The organism is Streptomyces coeruleoprunus, assembly GCF_039542925.1.
In the GTDB taxonomy this organism is placed as follows: Bacteria; Actinomycetota; Actinomycetes; order Streptomycetales; family Streptomycetaceae; genus Streptomyces; species Streptomyces coeruleoprunus.
The window spans coordinates 4,665,065-4,684,184 of sequence record NZ_BAABIT010000001.1 but is presented as its reverse complement, the minus strand read 5'-3'; the positions used below and the strand labels follow the sequence as shown (position 1 = coordinate 4,684,184).

At 74.3% G+C, this 19,120-nt stretch carries 14 protein-coding genes and 1 other RNA gene; 3 read left to right on the top strand and 12 right to left on the bottom strand.

Annotation, left to right across the window (positions count from 1 at the left end):
* Positions 1-5: 5 nt before the first annotated feature.
* From ABEB09_RS20925 to ABEB09_RS20915, 3 genes are all read right to left on the bottom strand, one after another.
* Positions 6-1,145, bottom strand: coding sequence for a uroporphyrinogen-III synthase (locus ABEB09_RS20925; RefSeq protein WP_345691443.1), 1,140 nt, complete (start codon positions 1,143-1,145; stop codon positions 6-8).
* 75 nt (positions 1,146-1,220) lie between these two features.
* Positions 1,221-2,576: a nitrate/nitrite transporter gene (locus tag ABEB09_RS20920; RefSeq protein WP_345691442.1), complete on the bottom strand. Its 1,356-nt coding sequence runs from the start codon at positions 2,574-2,576 to the stop codon at positions 1,221-1,223.
* A 112-nt stretch (positions 2,577-2,688) separates the two neighbouring features.
* Positions 2,689-3,696, bottom strand: a complete 1,008-nt coding sequence (locus ABEB09_RS20915; RefSeq protein WP_345691441.1) for a LysR family transcriptional regulator — start codon at positions 3,694-3,696, stop codon at positions 2,689-2,691.
* Positions 3,697-3,779: 83 nt separating this feature from the next.
* Here ABEB09_RS20915 and ABEB09_RS20910 point away from each other — a divergent pair, with 83 nt between their 5' ends.
* Positions 3,780-5,075 carry an MFS transporter gene (locus ABEB09_RS20910; RefSeq protein ID WP_345691440.1) on the top strand — a complete coding sequence of 432 codons (1,296 nt, stop codon included), beginning with the start codon at positions 3,780-3,782 and terminating at the stop codon, positions 5,073-5,075.
* A gap of 113 nt (positions 5,076-5,188) precedes the next feature.
* Here ABEB09_RS20910 and ssrA read toward each other — a convergent pair.
* From ssrA to ftsE, 5 genes are all read right to left on the bottom strand, one after another.
* Positions 5,189-5,558: a transfer-messenger RNA gene (gene ssrA / locus ABEB09_RS20905) on the bottom strand.
* Positions 5,559-5,658: 100 nt separating this feature from the next.
* A complete protein-coding gene (gene smpB / locus ABEB09_RS20900; protein WP_345691439.1) occupies positions 5,659-6,138 on the bottom strand; it encodes an SsrA-binding protein SmpB in 480 nt (159 codons plus the stop codon).
* Between the two features lie 18 nt (positions 6,139-6,156).
* Entirely contained in the window at positions 6,157-7,350 is a 1,194-nt protein-coding gene (locus tag ABEB09_RS20895) for a S41 family peptidase (protein WP_345691438.1), read from the bottom strand.
* Between the two features lie 78 nt (positions 7,351-7,428).
* Positions 7,429-8,346, bottom strand: coding sequence for a permease-like cell division protein FtsX (gene ftsX, locus ABEB09_RS20890; protein ID WP_345691437.1), 918 nt, complete (start codon positions 8,344-8,346; stop codon positions 7,429-7,431).
* Between the two features lie 53 nt (positions 8,347-8,399).
* Positions 8,400-9,089: a cell division ATP-binding protein FtsE gene (gene ftsE / locus ABEB09_RS20885; protein ID WP_345691436.1), complete on the bottom strand. Its 690-nt coding sequence runs from the start codon at positions 9,087-9,089 to the stop codon at positions 8,400-8,402.
* 261 nt (positions 9,090-9,350) lie between these two features.
* On the opposite strand from ftsE, the gene ABEB09_RS20880 reads away from it, so the two are divergent.
* Positions 9,351-9,545, top strand: coding sequence for a hypothetical protein (locus tag ABEB09_RS20880; protein WP_345691435.1), 195 nt, complete (start codon positions 9,351-9,353; stop codon positions 9,543-9,545).
* Positions 9,546-9,670: 125 nt separating this feature from the next.
* Here ABEB09_RS20880 and ABEB09_RS20875 read toward each other — a convergent pair whose 3' ends face one another.
* The 4 genes from ABEB09_RS20875 to ABEB09_RS20860 form a co-directional block, all read right to left on the bottom strand.
* A complete protein-coding gene (locus tag ABEB09_RS20875; RefSeq protein WP_345691434.1) occupies positions 9,671-10,432 on the bottom strand; it encodes an LPXTG cell wall anchor domain-containing protein in 762 nt (253 codons plus the stop codon).
* 357 nt (positions 10,433-10,789) lie between these two features.
* Complete coding sequence (prfB, locus tag ABEB09_RS20870; RefSeq protein WP_345691433.1) at positions 10,790-11,905, bottom strand: peptide chain release factor 2; 1,116 nt, start codon at positions 11,903-11,905, stop codon at positions 10,790-10,792.
* Positions 11,906-11,943: 38 nt separating this feature from the next.
* A complete protein-coding gene (locus ABEB09_RS20865; RefSeq protein ID WP_345691432.1) occupies positions 11,944-13,230 on the bottom strand; it encodes a serine/threonine-protein kinase in 1,287 nt (428 codons plus the stop codon).
* A gap of 126 nt (positions 13,231-13,356) precedes the next feature.
* On the bottom strand, positions 13,357-15,039 hold the full coding sequence (locus ABEB09_RS20860) for a serine/threonine-protein kinase (RefSeq protein WP_345691431.1): 1,683 nt from the start codon (positions 15,037-15,039) through the stop codon (positions 13,357-13,359).
* A gap of 409 nt (positions 15,040-15,448) precedes the next feature.
* Between ABEB09_RS20860 and ABEB09_RS20855 the strand changes: the two genes are divergently transcribed.
* Complete coding sequence (locus tag ABEB09_RS20855) at positions 15,449-19,012, top strand: FtsK/SpoIIIE domain-containing protein (RefSeq protein WP_345691430.1); 3,564 nt, start codon at positions 15,449-15,451, stop codon at positions 19,010-19,012.
* The last annotated feature ends 108 nt before the right edge of the window (positions 19,013-19,120 follow it).

Here is a 19,120-nt window from a genome sequence, read left to right as displayed (position 1 = left end):
CCGCCCTACGCCTCGGCGTACTTGGCGTCCGCCGCCGGGTCCAGGGCGAGCCGGTAGCCGCGCTTGACCACCGTCTGGATCAGCTTGGGGGCGCCCAGGGCCGAGCGGAGGCGGGCCATGGCGGTCTCCACGGCGTGCTCGTCGCGGCCGGCACCGGGCAGGGCGCGCAGCAGGTCGGCGCGGGAGACCACCCAGCCGGGGCGGCGGGCCAGGGAGTGGAGGAGGGACATGCCGGCCGGCGGGACGGGGCGCAGCTCGCCGTCGACGAGGACGGCGTGGCCGCGGATCTCGATGCGGCGGCCCGCGACGGGCAGGGACCGGGCGCGGGCGGGGAGTTCCTGGCACAGGAGCTGGACCAGGGGGCCCAGCCGGAAGCGGCCGGGCTGGACGGTGTCGATGGCGTGCGCCTGGAGCGGTACGGCGGTGACCGGCCCGACGCAGGCGGGCAGGACGTCGTGGCGCAGGGCGTCGAGGAGCGCGCCGAGCAGTCCGCGCTCCTCGGCGCGGGCCAGGAGCGAGGCGGCCGCGGGGGCGCTGGTGAACGTCACCGCGTCCAGGGAGCGGCCGACGGCGGCGTCGAGGAGCCGGTCCAGGGGCGCCAGGTCCTCGGGTGGCATCCACCGGTAGACGGGGACGACCACCACGTCGGCCCCGGCGTCGCGCAGCGCCTCCACGAAGCCGGGGAGCGGCTCGCCGTGGAGCTGGAGGGCGATGCGCCGGCCGGCGACGCCCTGGGCGAGGAGCCGGTCGAGCACCTCGGCCATGGAGTCCATGGCCGGGGACCACTCCTCGGTGAGCCCGGCGGCCCGTACGGCGCCCTTGACCTTGGGGCCGCGGGCGAGGACCTGGACGCCGCGCAGGCAGTCCAGCAGGTCCTCCCCGTGGCCCCAGCCGTCGGCGGCCTCCAGCCAGCCGCGGAAGCCGATCGCGGTGGTGGCGACGACGATGTCGGGGGCGTGGGCGACGAGGTCCTTGGTGGCGTCGAGGAGTTCGGCGTCGTCGGCGAGCGGCACGATCCGCAGCGCCGGGGCGTGCACGACCGCCGCTCCGCGCCGCTGGAGGAGCGCGCCCAGCTCGTCCGCGCGGCGGGCCGCGGTGACGCCGACGGTGAAGCCCGCGAGGGGGCCGTGCTCTTGCTCGTGCATGACGCCTGAGCCTGACAAGGGTGCGTGACAGTCTCGGTTCGCCCACGTTTCCCCGCCGTTACGGACCATGCCGGATCACACCTCGGAGTAGCTGAGCTGCCGCTGCGCGGGCACCTCGGTGGGCCTGGCCAGCGGCTTGCGAAGGTATACCGCCCAGGTCACGGCCATGCACGCGCCGTAGAAGAGCAGGAAGGCGACGAAGGCCGCCGTGCCGGTCCCGCCGGTCTGGAAGGACTGGCGGAAGGCGAGGTTGATGCCGAGTCCGCCGACGGCGCCGATCGCGCCGATCAGGCCCATGGAGGCGCCGGAGAGCCGGCGACCGTACGCGTCGGCCTCCTCGCCGATGAGGCCGGAGGCGTACGCCTTGGCCTTGAAGATCGCGGGGATCATCTTGTACGTCGAGCCGTTGCCGAGGCCGCTCAGCACGAACAGGGCGATGAACCCGACGAGGAAGACGGTCAGCGACTCGATCAGCGAGGCGTAGACGACGACGCCGGTCGCGGCGGCCATGGCGGCGAAGGTGCCCAGCGTGATGCGGGCGCCGCCGTAGCGGTCGGCGAGGGAGCCGCCGACCGGCCGGATGAGGGAGCCGAGGAGGGGGCCGATGAAGGTCAGCGACGCGGCCTGGAGCGGGGTCCGGCCGAACTGGGTCTGGAGGACGAGACCGAAGGCGAAGCTGTAGCCGATGAACGAGCCGAAGGTGCCGATGTACAGGAACGCCATGATCCAGGTGTGGCCTTCGCGGACGGCCTCCTTGGCGGCTCCGGTGTCGTTCTTCACGGGCGCGAGGTTGTCCATGAACAGGGCGGCGCACACGGCGGCGACGACGATCAGCGGCACGTAGATGCCGAGGACGATCCTCGGGTGGGCGGCTCCCGCGGTGCCGATGACGGCGAGGCCGACGAGCTGGACGACCGGGACGCCGATGTTGCCGCCGCCCGCGTTGAGGCCGAGGGCCCAGCCCTTGCGGTGGAGCGGGAAGAAGGCGTTGATGTTGGTCATCGACGAGGCGAAGTTGCCGCCGCCGACGCCGGTGAGGGCGGCGACCAGCAGGAAGGTCGTGTACGACGTGCCGGGCTCCATCACCGCGTAGGCGGCGCCGGTCGGCAGGAGGAGCAGGACGGCGCTGAAGATCGTCCAGTTGCGGCCGCCGAACCGGGCGACGGCGAAGGTGTACGGGATGCGGATGAGCGCGCCGACCAGGGTCGCGACCGCGATCAGGAAGAACTTGCCGGCCGGGTCGATGCCGTACTCGGGCCCCATGAACAGCACCATCACGGACCACAGGGTCCAGATGGAGAAGCCGATGTGCTCGGAGATCACGGAGAAGAGCAGGTTGCGGTTGGCGATCCGCTCGCCCTTCTCCTTCCAGAAGGTCTCGTTCTCCGGATCCCATTCCTGGATCCATCGTCCGCCGGTGGGTCCACCCATCGCGCACCTCCGCTGTGTGCTGCCGTCAAGCCCTGAACACCGTCAGGTGCCGACGCTAGGGAGGCCGCGTTTCAGCCCGGTCATCTGAAGTGACCGGGCTGAAACCTTGCTCTCACCCGGCGTGCGGGCGCTGTGTGAGCGCCCCGGCTCCGCCGGCCCGGCGCATCAGGGTCGCGTCGGTCTCCGGGAGCCAGGCGCCGTCGGGCACGACCAGCCAGTTCTCGCGGGTGGCGCGTTCTTCGGCGGCGGCGCGCAGCGCGTCCAGCCCAGGATGCTTCAGTCCCTTGCGCCACACCAGTGCCACGGGTGACAGGGGTACGGGGTCGACGAGGGGGCGCAGGACGGTGCCGGGCATGGCCGGGAAGTCGATGACGACGAGGACGGGGGTACGGGTCTTGGCCATGACCCGGCGGAACTCCTCGTGGCCGACGGCGAGGGGCGCGGGCGGGGCGACGCGGATGCCGTGCCCGGCGAAGAGCCGGGCGGCGAGGTCGGTCCACTCCAGGGTGCGCGGGTTGCCGGCCCCGGCGTACACGGCCTCGCCCGCGAGGGCGGACAGCGGGATCTCGGGACGGTCGGCGAGCGGGTGGTCCTCGGGCAGGATCACGGCCATCGGCTCGTACCGTACGGGCTGCCAGGCGAGCCGGGCGCGGACCGCGGCGTCGAGCCCGGCGACCCGGCCGAAGGAGACGTCCAGCCGGCCGGCGAGGATCTCGGCGGCCGCGCCGGTCAGCCCGCTCTCGAAGCGGGCCATCAGTTCGCAGTGGGGCGCCAGCTCGCGGGCGCGGTCGAGGACACGGGCGGTGCTCATGCCGGGCGTGTTGAGGTCGACGAGCAGGGCGCGCGGCGCCGTCCCGCCGGCGAAGGCGTCGGCGAGGTCGTCGTACGCGGCGAGGACGGCCCGCGCGTACGGCAGCAGCCGCTCACCGTCCGTGGTCAGGCCGACCTGCCGGGTGGTGCGGACGAACAGCTCGGTGCCCAGGTCGCGCTCCAGGCGGCGGATGTCGCGGCTGAGGGCCTGCTGGGCGACGTAGAGCCGGGCGGCGGCACGGGTGAAGTGCAGTTCCTCGGCGACGGCGGTGAAGGCGCGCAGCAGGCGCGGTTCGATGTCGGCGGCCACACCGAGAATTTACAACAGAACTGCGTCAATCCCTCCGGGAAAGGTGTTGGACCGCAGGTCGGGCCCGCCGCGAGGGTGAGGGCATGTCCCCGCACCCGACGAAGGCCGCGCCCGTGCCGGCCGTGACGCCCGACGCCCTGGTCCTGGCTCCCCGCTACACCGAGCCCCGCAGGGCGCCTCGCCCCCGCAACCCCTACCTGCGCCTGTTCTCGCTGCCCGGCACCCGGGCGTTCACCGTCGGCAACTTCGTCGCCCGCATCCCGATGGGGATGTTCACCGTGAGCGCGGTCATCATGATCGCCGACTCGCGCGGCTCGTACGCGCTGGCGGGCGCCGTCACGGCGACCGGCCTGGCCGCCACGGCGGTCGTGGCCCCGTTCACGGCCCGCCTGGTCGACCGGTACGGCCAGGCGCGTGTCGCGCTCCCGGCCACGCTGATCGCGGCCCTGGGCTCCCTGGCGCTGCTGCTCTGCGTGCACTACGACGCACCGGCCTGGACGCTGTTCGCCGCGTACGCCGCGACGGCGACGACCCCGAACCTGGGGGGCCTGTCCCGCGCCCGCTGGTCGCACCTCTACCGGGACGACCCGGCGGCCGTGCACACGGCGAACGCCTTCGAGCAGGCCGTGGACGAGCTGTGCTTCATGCTCGGCCCGGTCCTCGCGGCCTTCCTGTGCGCGGCGCTGTTCCCGGAGGCGGGCACCCTCACGGGCGCGCTGCTCCTCCTGACCGGCATGGCGGTCTTCACCGCGCAGCGCGCGACCGAGCCCCCGCCGGCCCCGCGCCCGGCCGGGACCCGCGCCCGCTCCCCGCTGCGCACCCGGGGAATGCCGGCCCTCCTGGCGGTCTTCCTGGCGACGGGGGCGATCTTCGGCTCGATGGAGATCGTGACGCTGGCCTTCGTGGACGGCCCGGTCGCGGGCCCGGTCATGGCGCTCCAGGCGTTCGGCTCGTTCCTGGCGGGCCTCGTGTACGGCTCCGCGCGCCCGGCCGTGGACGTACGGCGCCGGCTGCTGGTGTGCCTGGCCGCGATGACCGCCCTGATGGCGCTGCCGCTCCTGGCCTCACGCACGGGCTCGCTCCTCGTCCTGGCGGGCGGCCTGCTGCTGGCGGGCATGGCGACGGCACCGACGATGGTGACGGGCATGACCCTGGTGCAGCGCCTGACCCCGGCCGGGCAGCTGAACGAGGGCATGACGCTGGCGGTGACCGCCCTCCTGGGCGGCATCTCGGCCGGCGCGGCGACGGGCGGCTGGCTCGTGGAGCACGCGGGCGCGGGGTCCGCGTACACCCTGCCGGTGGCGGCGGCGGGCCTGGCCCTGTGCCTGGCGGCGGCCGCGTCCACCTCGTCGAGGCACGACAAAGGCCCGGCCACCTGATCGGCTGCCGGGCCTGTGCCCACATGGGATGCGGGGTCCGGGGGTTCGTACCCCCGGAAATACGGCGAACCGGACCGGGCTCGCGCTTTCGGCGAGCACGGTCCGGCTCCGGTTGGTGGAGATGGCGGGAATCGAACCCGCGTCCAACGGTGCGGAACCAGGGCTTCTCCGTGTGCAGTCCGCTGCGCTTTTCTCAGCCCCGGAGATCACGCGAACAAGTCTCCGACGGGCTCAGTCACTGTTTGTTTTCCCTCTACACCCCGTGACCGGGCCTAGAGGTGGAGTTCCCTAGCTGATGCCAGGATCCGGGTCGGGAACAGCCCCGGGCTGACACTTCGCGAGTCGCTACTCAGGCAGCGAGGGCGAAGGAATCGCGCTTGGTGTTGGCGATTATTGGTTTCGGCCTGTGGTTTACGAGATCATGGCCGCTTCCTCGACACGCTTCCCCTGCTTCGACATCCGCTGTCGAAACCGATCATCCCCATGTTGATTTTTCAAACCCTGCCCCTGCCGTGAGGGGCAGCGCCATCGTACGTGACCAACGCGGGCGGATGCCAGCGTATTCCCCGGCCCGGGGGACCGCTCAGCCGCGCTGGCGGCGGCGGACCGCCGACATGGCCCGGTCGGCCTCGCGCCGGTCCTGCTGCTCCCGCAGGGTCTGCCGCTTGTCGTACTCCTTCTTGCCCTTCGCCAGGGCGACCTCGACCTTCGCCCGGCCGTCCTTGAAGTACAGGGACAGCGGCACGATCGTGTGACCCGTCTCCTGGGACTTGGACTCCAGCTTGTCGATCTCCACACGGTGCAGCAGCAGCTTCCGCTTGCGCCGCGCGGAGTGGTTGGTCCAGGTGCCCTGGCTGTACTCCGGGACGTGCACGTTGTGCAGCCACGCCTCGTGCCCGTCGATCTGCACGAAGCCGTCCACCAGCGAGGCGCGCCCCTGACGCAGCGACTTCACCTCGGTACCGGTCAGCACCAGACCGCACTCGTAGGTGTCCAGGATGTGGTAGTCGTGCCGCGCCTTCTTGTTCTGCGCGATCAGCTTGCGCCCTTTTTCCTTAGCCATAGTGCCGTCATTTTCGCACTACGTGCCCGCCCCGAGGCCACTCAATACCGTACGGGCCCGCTCCTCGGCCCGGCGGCCGGCCGGCACGTCCGGGGTGATGCCCCGGCCGTCGACCCGCAGCCCGGCCGGGGTGCGGTAGTGGCCGACGGTCAGCTCGGCGACCGAGCCGTCGGGCAGCCGGTTCGGCATCTGGACCGCGCCCTTGCCGAAGGTGCGCGAGCCCACCGTGACGGCTCGCCCGCGGTCCTTCAGCGCCCCGGTGAGCAGCTCGGCCGCGCTCATGGTGCCGCCGTCGATGAGCGCGACCACGGGTCTGCCGGTGTCGCCGCCCGGCGCGGCGTACAGCGCCTTCTCCTCGCCGTGCACGTCGTACGTGGCGACCAGGCCGCCGTCGAGGAACGCCGAGGCCGCCGCGACCGCCTCGGTGACCAGACCGCCGCCGTTGCCCCGCAGGTCCAGCAGGACGCCCGCGCCGCGCGGGGCGCCCGCCACGGCGTCGCGCACCCGTGCCCCGCTGCCGCGGGTGAACGCGGACACCCGGATCAGCACCGCGTCGCCGCCCAGCCGGTGCACCGTGACGGCCTCGACGGCGAGCCGGGCCCGGCGCAGCGTCTCCGTCCAGGTGCGGGCCCCGCGGCCGAGGCCGAGCACGACGGGCGTCCCCGCCTTCGCGCCGGTGGCGTCGCCGCGCAGCAGTGCCACGACCTCGGAGCCGGAGCGGCCGCCGACCGGCCGGCCGTCGATGGCGAGGAGCCGGTCGCCGGGCCGGATGCCCGCGCGGTCGGCGGGGCCGCCCCGCTGCACCCGGGAGACCTCGACGTGCCCGTCGGCGGTGCGGCGGGCGCCCAGCCCGACGCCCGTGTAGGCGCCGTCGAGGGACTGCTCGAACTCCTCGTACTCGCTCTTGTCGTACACCACGCCCCAGCGGTCCCCGCTGCGGCTGACGACCTCCTGGGCGGCCTGCGCCCCGGACTTGCCGTCGGCCAGGGCCTCGGTGGCGGCGCGGACGACCTCGTCCCGTACGGCCCCTTCGGGGCGTGCGGCGCCGGCGGCGCGGGCGGTGAGGGGGCGGCGCCGGCCCTCGTCCTCGTCGTGCGGCAGGGAGTCGGTGGCGGCGGCCGCCGCGAGGACCGTCGCGAAGAGCACGCTCAGTGCGGCCCCGCGCCGGAGGCGGCGGAACCGTGGGGCGGACTCGGGAGCCGACAGCGACATGCCGCCCACTCTAGGACAAGCGAACGGCGCCGTACGGTGGTTGGCCGTACGGCGCCCGGCGCGCCCGAGGGGCGCTCGTCACACCTTCAGGTACTTGCGCAGCGCGACGGCGGCGGCGAGCGACGGCATCAGCAGGCCGATGACCAGCACCAGCGGCAGCACCGAGAACACCGCGTCCCAGCCGATGAACTTCACCAGCGGCATCTGCTCCGCGAGCGAAAGGCCCGCGTCGATGAGGAAGTAACGGCCCACCAGCAGCATCACGCAGGCGACCAGTCCGCCCAGCAGACCGGCGAACGCGGCCTCCATGATGAACGGCATCTGGATGTAGAAGCTGGACGCGCCGACGAGCCGCATGATGCCGGTCTCACGACGACGGCTGAACGCCGATACGCGCACGGTGTTGACGATGAGCATCAGTGCGATGAGCAGCATCAGGCCCATGACGACGACGGCGGCGACGTTCATGCCGCGCATCATGTTGAACAGGTTCTCCAGGATGTTGCGCTGGTCCTGCACGGAGTGGACGCCGGCCCGCCCGGAGAACGCGGTGGCGACCACCTCGTACTTCTCCGGGTCCTTGAGCTTGACCCGGAACGACTCCTGCATCTGGTCCGGCGTGACGACGCTGGCGAGCGCGGTGTCGCCGTACTGCTCGCGGTAGTGCTTGTACGCCTCGTCGGCCGTCTCGTGGTGGACGCTCTCCACGATGTCGAGCTTCCCGAGGTCGGTCTCGATCTGCTCCTTCTGCTGGGCGGTGACGGCGCCCTTGGAGCAGGTCTCGGCGAAACCCGCGTCGTTCTTGTTGCACAGGTAGATCGTGACGTTGACCTTGTCGTACCAGAAGTCCTTCATCGCGTTGACCTGCTGGCCCATCAGCACCGCGCCACCGAAGAGGGCGAGCGACAACGCCACGGAGACGATGACGGCGAACGTCATCGTGAGATTGCGACGGAGGCCGACACCGATCTCCGAGAGTACGAACTGGGCGCGCATCGCGTGCGTTCAGCCTTTCCTTGCCTTGCTCTGCTGCTGCTCTGCTGATGTGCTCAGTGCTGGTAGCCGTAGACGCCGCGTGCCTGGTCGCGGACGAGACGGCCCTTCTCGAGCTCGATGACGCGCTTGCGCATCTGGTCGACGATGTTCTGGTCGTGGGTCGCCATGACGACGGTCGTGCCGGTCCGGTTGATCCGGTCGAGCAGCTTCATGATGCCGACGGAGGTCTGCGGGTCGAGGTTGCCGGTCGGCTCGTCGGCGATCAGCAGCATGGGCCGGTTGACGAAGGCCCGGGCGATGGCGACGCGCTGCTGCTCACCGCCGGACAGCTCGCCCGGCATGCGGTCCTCCTTGCCGCCGAGCCCGACGAGGTCCAGGACCTGCGGCACGGACTTGCGGATCTCGCCGCGGGACTTGCCGATGACCTCCTGCGCGAACGCCACGTTCTGCGCGACGGTCTTGTTGGGCAGGAGGCGGAAGTCCTGGAAGACGGTGCCGAGCTGGCGGCGCATGTGCGGCACCTTCCAGTTCGACAGCCGGGCCAGGTCCTTGCCGAGGACGTGCACCGTTCCGTGGCTGGCGCGCTCCTCGCGCAGGATCAGCCGCAGGAAGGTGGACTTTCCGGAGCCGGAGGACCCCACCAGGAAGACGAACTCGCCCTTCTCGATCTCCAGGGACACGTCCCTGAGAGCGGGGTGGTTCTGCTTCGGGTAGGACTTGGAGACGTTGTCGAATCGGATCACGGGTGCACCACGGTCGGCCGGGAGTAGGTGTGCGTGACCATACGCGAACCGGGATGCCCCGCGCAGTCACCGTCCTGGCTTGCCCTATTTGTCCGGCCCTGGTAAGGGGCCGGACCGTCGGGATCCGGCCGGGGCGCGCCTAAACTCGTGGGACCTGGCACAGTGGGAAGGGGAACGCTCGCGTTTCCCTGAGCGTTGTGCGGAGAGAACTGGGTGGACAGTCCGCGTCAGCGGCTCCGCCGCGCGGGAGGAGGAGAGCGCATGACCTATGACCGACTGGTGTGCGCCAACTGCGCGGCGCCCGTCAGTGAGGGCCGCTGCCCCGTGTGCCGGGCGAACCGGGAGCGACTCCAGCACGAGGGCCCCTGGGGCGCGCTGAACCCCGTGGCGCTGCTGGTCCTGCTGCTGCTCCTGGTGGCGGCCGCGGCCCTGCTGGCGGCCCACCAGCCCGCGTAGCCCGCGGAACGCAGCTCCGCAGAGCCCGCGCGGCCCCGAGAACGAGCCGAAGGGCCCGGACCGCCGTACGAACGGCGATCCGGGCCCTTGCGCATTGCCCCTGGGGGCTAGCTGCCCGTGGGGGCTCAGGCGACCGTGCGGCCGCCGCCGACGAGGCGCGGCAGCATGCGGAAGCCGATGCCGCCGGCGATCATCGTCGCGGCACCGATGAGCAGGAACGAGGTCTCGGCGGCGCCGGTCTCGGCCAGCTCCTCCTTGGCCTTGCCCTGCTCGACCGGCTGGGAGCCGGCGTTGTTCGGGCCCGGGTTGTTGTCGACGCACTCGGCGCCGTCGAGGTCGACGGTGCAGGTGCCCGCGCCACCGCTGGTGGAGCCACCCGTGGCACCGGCGGAGGTGCCGGCGTCGGTGGAACCGCCGTTGCCGCCACCGTTGGCGTTGTTGCCGCCGTTGCCACCGTTGCCGTTGCCGGCGTTGCCACCGTTGCCGTTACCGCCGGTGGGCGGCGTGGTCGGAGGCGTGGTGGGCGGGGTCGTCGGCGGCGTCGTGGGAGGCGTCGTCGGCGGGGTGGTGGGCGGGGTCGTCGGCGGCGTCGTGGGAGGCGTCGTCGGCGGCGTGGTCGGCGGCGTCGTGGGCGGCTCGACCGGCGGGGTCGTCGGCGGCGTGGTCGGCGGCTCCACCGGCGGGGTGGTGGGAGGCGTCGTCGGCGGCGTGGTCGGCGTGCAGGTCGGGTCGAGCGGGCTGCAGGTCGGCTGGTCGCGGAGGTCCGCGGAGATGCCGATCTCGATGCCGACGGCCTGGGCGGCGCCCGCGGCGGTCAGGGACGCACCCGCGGCAATGACCGCACCGGCGGCTATCCGCGCGACGCGCACCCGCGTCTTGTTCGTCATATAGCTGCTACCCCCAGTAGCTGTTCTCGTCAGTAGGGCAGCGCGCGGGGCCACGGACGCTGGGGGTCTCGTGCCGCCCCCCGGTCGCATGCGCCCCGTCATGCGCATGCCGCGCGTCAGCTTTCCCAGTTTTCGGATGACCGTCAAGGACGTTGCGCGTGCGATGTCCGAAATGATCAAGCTTGCCTGACCTGCGCGGATGCAACTGTGACGTAAACGTCGAGAACAGCCGCCCCGGGCCTCATTGCCTTGTCGACAAAGCGAGGAATCCGGCGGGGCGTTGCTTCCGCAAGCGCATCGGCGCCGCCCCTCACGGCGGGTGAGGGACGGCGCCGGTGCGTACGCGGGAGGCCGCGCCTACTTGTCCTGCTGCTCCTGCTGCTTACGCCAGCGGATGCCCGCCTCCAGGAAGGCGTCGATCTCGCCGTCCAGCACGGCCTGCGGGTTGCCGACCTCGTGCTCGGTGCGCAGGTCCTTGACCATCTGGTACGGGTGCAGGACGTACGAGCGCATCTGGTTGCCCCACGAGCTGCCGCCGTCGCCCTTGAGGGCGTCCATCTTGGCGCGCTCCTCCTGGCGCTGGCGCTCCAGCAGGCGGGCCTGGAGCACGCGCATCGCGGACGCCTTGTTCTGGATCTGCGACTTCTCGTTCTGGCAGGAGACGACCACGCCGGTCGGGATGTGCGTGATGCGGACCGCGGAGTCCGTGGTGTTCACGGACTGGCCGCCGGGGCCCGAGGACCGGTACACGTCGATGCGGAGCTCGTTCTCCGGGATGTCGATGTGGTCGGTCTGCTCCACGACGGGCAGCACCTCGACGCCGGCGAACGACGTCTGGCGGCGGCCCTGGTTGTCGAAGGGCGAGATCCGGACCAGGCGGTGCGTGCCCTGCTCGACGGAGAGCGTGCCGTACGCGTACGGGGCGTGCACGACGAACGTGGTCGACTTGATGCCGGCCTCTTCCGCGTACGACGTCTCGTAGATCTCGGTCTTGTAGTCGTGGCGCTCCGCCCAGCGCAGGTACATGCGCTGCAGCCGCTCGGCGAAGTCGGAGGCGTCGACGCCGCCGGCCTCGGCGCGGATGGTGACCAGGGCCTCGCGCTCGTCGTACTCGCCGGACAGGAGGGTGCGGACCTCCATCTCGTCCAGCGCCTTGCGGACGTCGGCCAGCTCGGCCTCGGCCTCGGCCAGGGTGTCCGGGTCGTCCTCGGCCTCGGCGAGCTCGAAGAGCACCCCGAGGTCGTCGATCCGGCTGCGCAGGTTCTCCGCCTTGCGCACCTCGGCCTGGAGGTGCGAGAGCCTGCTGGTGATCTTCTGTGCCGCCTCCGGGTCGTCCCACAGGGACGGCGCGGCCGCCTGCTCCTCGAGCACGGCGATGTCTGCCCTCATCTTGTCGAGGTCCAGGACGGCCTCGATCGACCCCATGGTCGAGGTGAGGGACTTCAGCTCTTCGGATACGTCGACGACTGCCACGGGTCCAGCGTAACGGCTGGCCGCGACAGTCCCTCCCCCTAGGGCTGTGAGGTATCCGTCCGCGGGCCGGTTCCGGGTGCCGTGCCGGGGCCCGACTCGGGGGCGGACTGCTGGGAGCCGGTGGGCGGTACGTCGCGCTCCTCGCCGCTCGTCGCGAGCCAGCCGCCGACGCCCACGGCCGCCGCCACCGCGACCGCGGCGGCCCCGATGACCAGGCGGCGCCTGCGGACGGCGGCCTGCTTGTTGCGGGCCGAGCCGGGGCGGCGCTGGCCGGCCGCGCGCGGGGCGCGGGCGGTGCCGAGGGGGCCGCCGGACAGCTCGTCGGGGCCGGGCACGCGCATGGAGGTGTGGGTGTCCCGGCTGGAGTCGGGGGAGGTGCCGGGGACGAGCGGCACGGCGGCCCGGCGCGGCCCGTTCGGCAGCGTCGGGTACGGGTCGTCCTCGTACGGCTCCGAGCCGCTGTCCGCGCCCGGCTCGTCGACGTCCAGCGGCGGCATGCCGGCAACGAGCGGCAGCAGGTCGTGGAGGCGGGCGGCCAGCTCGGAGGCGCGCAGCCGGGACGCGGGGGCCTTGGCCAGGCACTGGACGATCAGCTGCCACAGCTCGTCCGGGATGCCGGGCAGCGGGACCACGGTCTCCGTGACGTGCCGCCGCAGTACGGCTCCGGGGTGGCCGCCGCCGAAGGGGGTGAAGCCCGCGAGCAACTCGTAGAGGACGGTCGCGAGCGCGTAGATGTCGACGGCCGCGCGCGGCGGCAGGCCCTCGACGATCTCCGGGGCGAGGTAGTCGGGGGTGCCGATGATCCGGTGGGACGACTTGGTGCGGCCGGGGGTGTCGATCAGCTTGGCCACGCCGAAGTCGGTCAGCAGTGCGGGGTGGGCACCGCCCGGACCGAGCGGACCCTGCATGTCGAGCAGGATGTTCTCGGGCTTGACGTCCCGGTGGACGACCCCGGCGGCGTGCGCCGCCGCGAGGCCCTCGGCGACGTCGGCGATGATCGCGACGGCCGCCTCGGGAGCGAGCCGGCGCTCCCGGTCGAGGCGGCTGCGCAGGTCGGTGCCGCGCACCAGGTCCATGACCAGGGCCAGGTCGTTGCCGTCGACGACCAGGTCGCGGACGGCGACGACGCGCGGGTGCTCGAGCCCGAGCAGGGCGGTGCGCTCCTGGACGAAGCGCCCGACGAGTTCCTGGTCCGAGGCCAGGTCCTCGCGCAGCAGCTTGATGGCGACGGGGCCCTCGGGACCCTCGCCGAGCCACACCGTGCCGGCGCTGCCCCGCCCCAGGATCTGGTGAGCCGTGTAGCGGCTGCCGATTTTCCGTGCCAAGACTGCTCCCTCAGCGGCTGGCGTTCCCGACCAAGTTACGCGGCCGGGAGCGCCCGTATTCACCGCGGAGGGGAAATCACCCCTCCGAAGTCGACAAATCGACAGGGTGATGACGCGGTGGGACCGCTACTGGGCCGGAGGCGTCGGCGTGTTGGAGTCGCCGCCCAGCTCCGAGATCCAGTCGCTGACCGTGGAGACCGCGTCGCCGATGGCCTGCCAGTAGCTCTTGCCCTGGGCGACCCAGTCCTGGAGCGGGGTCAGCTCCCAGATGAGCCAGCCCGCCACGACGAACAGCACGATCGTGAACAGGCAGCCCTTGAGGCAGCCGAGGCCGGGGATGCGCATCGGGTTGGCGCTGCGCTGCCGGGGCGCCCGCGGCTCGCGCGGTGCGGGCGGCTGGGGCGCCGGCGGACGGGGCTGCTGCGGCTGCGGCGCGTACTGCTGACGCGGCTGCGGCTGGGGGGCCGGGGCGTACTGCGGCTGCGGTGCGTAGGGCTGCTGCGGCTGGGGCTGGGGCGGCCCGTACTGCTGCTGGTGCTGCGGCGGGTACGGCTGCTGCGGGTGGCCCTGGGGCGGCTGCGGGCGGCGCTGGGGGCGGCGGCGCAGCGGGTCCTGGGCGGGGTCCACGTACTGGACCTGGGTCTGCTCGTTGCGGTCGCGGGCGGCGCGCAGCTGGGTCTGCCAGGGGTGCGGCTCCTCCGGCTGCGGTACCGGGGGCATGACCGCGGTCGGGTCGGCGGCACCGGGCTGTCCGGCGCCGGGTCCGGTGGCCGGCAGGACGCTGGTGGCGGCGGCCGGGTCGTACTGGGGCGCGCCGGGGCCCGTGTTCGGCAGGACCTGGGTGGCGTCGGCGGCGCCCGGGACGTCGGGCGCGGGCGTGCCGGGCACGGGCGCCGGTGACGGGTCGGGGGCGAGCAGGGCGCCGACGCCCTCGGCCGCCTCGATCTGGGCGGAGTTGGCGTGGACGCCGATGCCGGCGGCGACCGTGCGCAGGCCGCGGGCCAGGTTCACGGCGCTGGGCCTGCGGTCGGGGTCCTTGCTCAGGCAGCGCTCGATGACCGTCCACAGCGGGCCCGGAACCGTGGAGGGGCGCCGGGGCTCCTCGCTGAGGTGGCGGTGGAGGACTTCGAGCGCCGTGCCGCCGGCGAACGGGGGACGGCCGGTGACCAGCTCGTACAGCAAGATCCCGGCGCCGTAGATGTCCACCGCGGAGGTCTGCGGGCGGCCCTCGGCGGACTCCGGCGCCACGTACGCGGGCGTGCCGACGAACTCGTGGGTGCGGGTCAGGCCCGGCGAGTCGGCGAGGCGGGCGATGCCGAAGTCCGTGAGCATCGGGTGCATCTGCCCGTCGCGCTCGGCGAGCAGCACGTTGGCGGGCTTCAGGTCGCGGTGGACGATCCCGTCGGCGTGGCTGGCGGCGAGCGCGTCGGCGATCTGCGCGGTGAGGAGGGACGCGGCGACCGGGGTCAGCGGCCCGTTGTCACGGATGTAGTGGTGCAGGTCCGGGCCGTCGACGAGGTCCATGACGAGGGCGAGGAGATCGCCCTCGACGACCAGGTCGCGGGTGCGCACGATGTTCGGGTGCGTGAGCCGGAGCAGGACGGAGCGCTCGCGCAGGAAGCGCATCACCACGTCCGCGTCGTTGGCCAGCTCCTCCTTGAGGACCTTGATCGCGACGGTCTCGCCCGGCTGGCCGGGCACGGCCGCCTCGGCGCCCGCGGTCTCTCGCTGGCGGGCCCGCCAGACGGTGCCCGTGGCGCCGCGTCCGAGCGGCTGCTCGAGCAGGTACTTGCTGCCGACTGGCCGCACGTCATGCGCTCCCTGCGAATCGTGGTCCCAAGCTTTGCGTTCGACCCACTGTAGTGCCGTTCCGGTTCGTTCGAACGGCTCGCCGGTGGGTCCCCTCCCCTTCCGTGCGGGAGAAGACGTGGGGCCTCGTTCCTTGGTTGCCTGCCGCACACATGATCCCAAGTGGGGCACAAGCAGGCGTTTCGCCGGTCACGCCCGAGCATCCAAGATCATTTCTGGCCGGAGCGCGGGCAAACTGTCGGTGGCAGGTGGGAGGATGCCACCAGCACGGCGCAACGCGGGGTCGGGAGCCCGGCGATCCGTGCCGTACCTGTACCGGACGACGCGTCCGCGCGCGGGTGGGGGGACTTTCGACGGGCCGTTACCCCCCTCTGCCGGGCGCGCCGCGCAGAAGGGACCGCTGACGGCGATGCAGATCCGGCTGACCGTCCTCGCGGCGCCGCCCGGCGGGCAGACCGCACGGCGCGCCTGCGACGTGCTCCTCACCGCCCCCGCGGGCACCGCGCTCTCCGCCGTGGCGTCCGGCCTCGCCGCCGTCGTGGCCGGCCCCGACGGGGCGGCCGCCACGGGCCCCGTCGTGCTGTACGCCGGCCGGGAGCGGCTGGACGCCCAGCGCTGTGCCCTCGGAGATCCCCCGCTCGTGGACGGAGCCGTGCTGGCCCTCCAGGTGCCCGCCGATGACGACCCCGCCGCCGCGGGCGGCGCCACGGCGCGGCTGCACGTGGTGGCCGGGCCGGACGCGGGCGGCGTCCACCTGCTGCACAGCGGCCGGGTCCGGATCGGCCGCTCGGCGGACGCGGACGTCCCGCTCGACGACCCCGACGTCTCGCGCCTCCACTGCGTGGTCACGGTCGGCGACGACGCCCGGGTCACGGTCGCGGACCTGGGCTCCACGAACGGCACGTCCCTGGACGGCGCGGACGTGGGCGACCGGCCGGTGCGGCTCGCCCCGGGGGCGTTGCTCCGACTGGGTGAGTCCACGCTGCGCCTGACGCCGGGCACGGACATCGCGGAGGGCACGCCCCTGCCCACGGCCCCGGACGGGGAGGGCCATGTGCGGGTGCACCGCCCGGGGACGCCCGGACCGGACGGGCCGCGCGGGTCGGACGCGCCGGGCCGGGGGGCGCGGGGCGGCGCCGGGGAGGCCGGGGGGCCGGTTGCGGGCGCCGATGAGGCGGGGACGCCGGGCCCTGGGGCCGGTGCCGTGTCCGGGCGGACCGTGCCGGTGTCGGCTACGGCCGGGGCCCCGGCCGGGCCGGCGGTGCCCCACGCCCGCAGGCCGTACGGCGCCGGGGAGGCGGAGGCGGCATCGGACGGGTCGCGGGGGCCGGGCGGTGCCGGTGGCTCCGGCGGGTCCGGTGGCTCTCCCGGCGGTACGGGCCTGGGCGCCGACCCGCGTTCGCCGGGGCACGCGCGCGTGCAGGACGGCGCGCCCGAGGGCGGTACGACGCACAGCCGGGAGCGGACGCCGCAGGCCCCGCAGGTCACCCCCGCGCGCGGCACGCCCCTCCCGCCCGCCGAGGAGGGCGCGCCACGCCGCCGCGGCATAGGCGCATGGGCGCGGCGCCTGACGGGCGGGCGGGCCGAGGCCGCCGCCGACCGGGGCGCGCCGCCCGGGGGCGGGCCCGCGCCGGGGGCGCCCGAGGCTCCGCGCGGGCGGGCGCCCGAGACGTGGCCCGACCCGGCCGCCGTACTGCTGACCGCCCTGGGTCCGGGCCCCCGCCTCTGGGAGCGGGCCCCGGGGCACCCCGAGTCGCTGGTCGTCCGGCTGGGCACCACGGACCGGGCCGACCTCGCGGCCGTACCGGTCACGGTCGGGCTGCGCGAGGCCGGGTCCCTCGGCCTGGCGGGGCCGCGCGCCCGGCTGTTGGGGCTGACCCGTTCCGTGGTGGCCCAGCTGGCGGCGCTGCACACCCCGGCCGACCTGGAGATCGTGCTGATCGGCGCCGACCGGGCGCGGCCGCTGGAGGAGCGGAGGCGGGACTGGGGCTGGCTGGGCTGGCTGCCGCACGTGCGGCCGGGCCACGGCCAGGACTGCCGGCTGCTCCTGGCGTACGACAGGGACCAGGCGGAGGCCCGGATGGCCGAGCTGACCCGGCGCCTGGACGACGGGCCGCTCGGGGCGGGCTGGGCGAGCGCCGACCACCGGGCGGTCGCGGAGGCGGCGGCGCGGTTCGACGCGGCGTACGCGGCCAGGTCGCCGCAGGCGCCGGGGCCGTACACGGTGGTGGTCGTCGACGGCGACCCCGGCACGTCGGCGCTGCGCGAGACGGCGGCCCGGCTGGCCGGGGCGGGCGCCGCCGCGGGCATCCACCTCGTCTGCCTGGCCGAGACCCCGGCCGCGTCGGCGGTCTCGCCGGTCGCGGCGACGTACGAGGCGGCGTGCGCGGCGGCGCTGCCGTTCCGCGAGTGCGGCGCGGTCGGCCTGCTGAGCGGTGACGTGGCGACGGCGCTGCGCGTGATGCGGGCGGCCGGGGGGCAGCCGGTCGGTCCCGGCACGGTGGGCACGGTGGACGCCGTGTCCGGCGCGTGGGCCGAGCGGTTCGCACGGGCGCTGGCGCCGCTGCGCGCCGAGGGCGGGCCGCAGCGCGGGCGGGCGGCCACGGCGCTGCCGCGTTCGGCGCGGCTGCTGGACGAGCTGGAGCTGGCCCGGGCCACGCCCGCGTCGCTGATGGCCCGCTGGGCGTCGGCCCCGGACGGTACGGCGGTGCTGGGCACGGGGCCGCGGGGCCCGCTCCAGGTGGACCTGACGAGCGAGGGGCCGCACCTGCTGATCGAGGGCCCGGCGGGCAGTGGCCGTACGGAGCTGCTGCGCTCGGTCGCGGCGTCCCTGGCGGCCGCGTCCCGGCCCGACCGGCTGGGGCTGCTGCTGGTGGACGGCGCGGGCGGGGAGCGCGGCGAGGGGCTCGGCCCCTGCACGGACCTGCCCCATGTCACGGAGCACCTGGTCGCGTCGGATCCGGTACGGATGCGGGCCTTCGCGCAGGCGCTGATGGCGGAACTGAAGCGGCGCGCGGAGCTGCTGGGGCGCGGGGAGTTCGCGGAGGTGCGCGAACAGCGCGACGTCCCGGCGGACGGGTCGCAGGCGGCCGCCTCCGACCGGACCGCGGGCGCCGACCGGGCCACCGCCCCGGAGGGAACCGCCTACGGCGACCGCACGGCGACGGGCACGGACCGCGCCCCCACGACCGGTGCCCGCACGTCGGCCGGTGACCGGACCCCGACGGGTGACCGCACGACGGCCACGGCCACGGACCGGGGTGCGGACCGGCCCGCGACCCCCGACCGGCCCGCACCCCGCGTCGTCGCCCCCCGCGCGTCGGCCGACGCCTCCACCCCCCGCCCCTCCACCGACGTGGACGCGCCGGCCAGTGGCACGCTGCGGCTGCGCCCCGCAGGGGCCGGGGCCCGGGGCAAGGGCGGCGAGGCGGCGCCGGCGCTGCCGCGCCTCGTGGTGCTCGTGGACGACGTGGACGCGCTGGTCGCCCCCGCGCTGGGCAGCCCCGGGCGGCCGGCGGCCGGCTCGGTGGTGCGGGCGCTGGAGGCGGTGGCGAGGGACGGTGAGCGGCTGGGCGTGCACCTGGTGGCGGCGTCGGCCCGGCCGGACCGTACGGCGGACACGGAGCTGGCCCGCCGGGCGCGGCTGCGCGTCGTGCTGGACGCGCCGCCGGTGTCGCCCGGACCGGACGACCCGTCACCCGGGCGGGGGCGGCTGGGTCACCCGGACGGGCGGGTGACGCCGTTCCAGGCGGGGCGCGTGACGGGCCGTATCCCCCGGACGGCGACGCTGCGGCCCACGGTGGTGCCCCTGGAGTGGGAGCGCATGGGCGATCCGCCCGCGCGCCGCCCGGTGCGGGAGTTGGGCAACGGTCCGACGGACCTCGCGCTGCTGGCCAGCGCGCTGGACCGGGCGGCCCGCTCGGTGGAGGCGACCCCGGTGCCGCCTCTCACGGAGGCGCCGAGCCCCCGTTGACGCGGACCGCGAGGGGTGCCTGACGTCACGTCACGAGCCCATCACGATCGAGGACGGGACACGGAGGGCGCTATTGCGGGCCCTCCGCACCCGGCGTAGACCAGATCG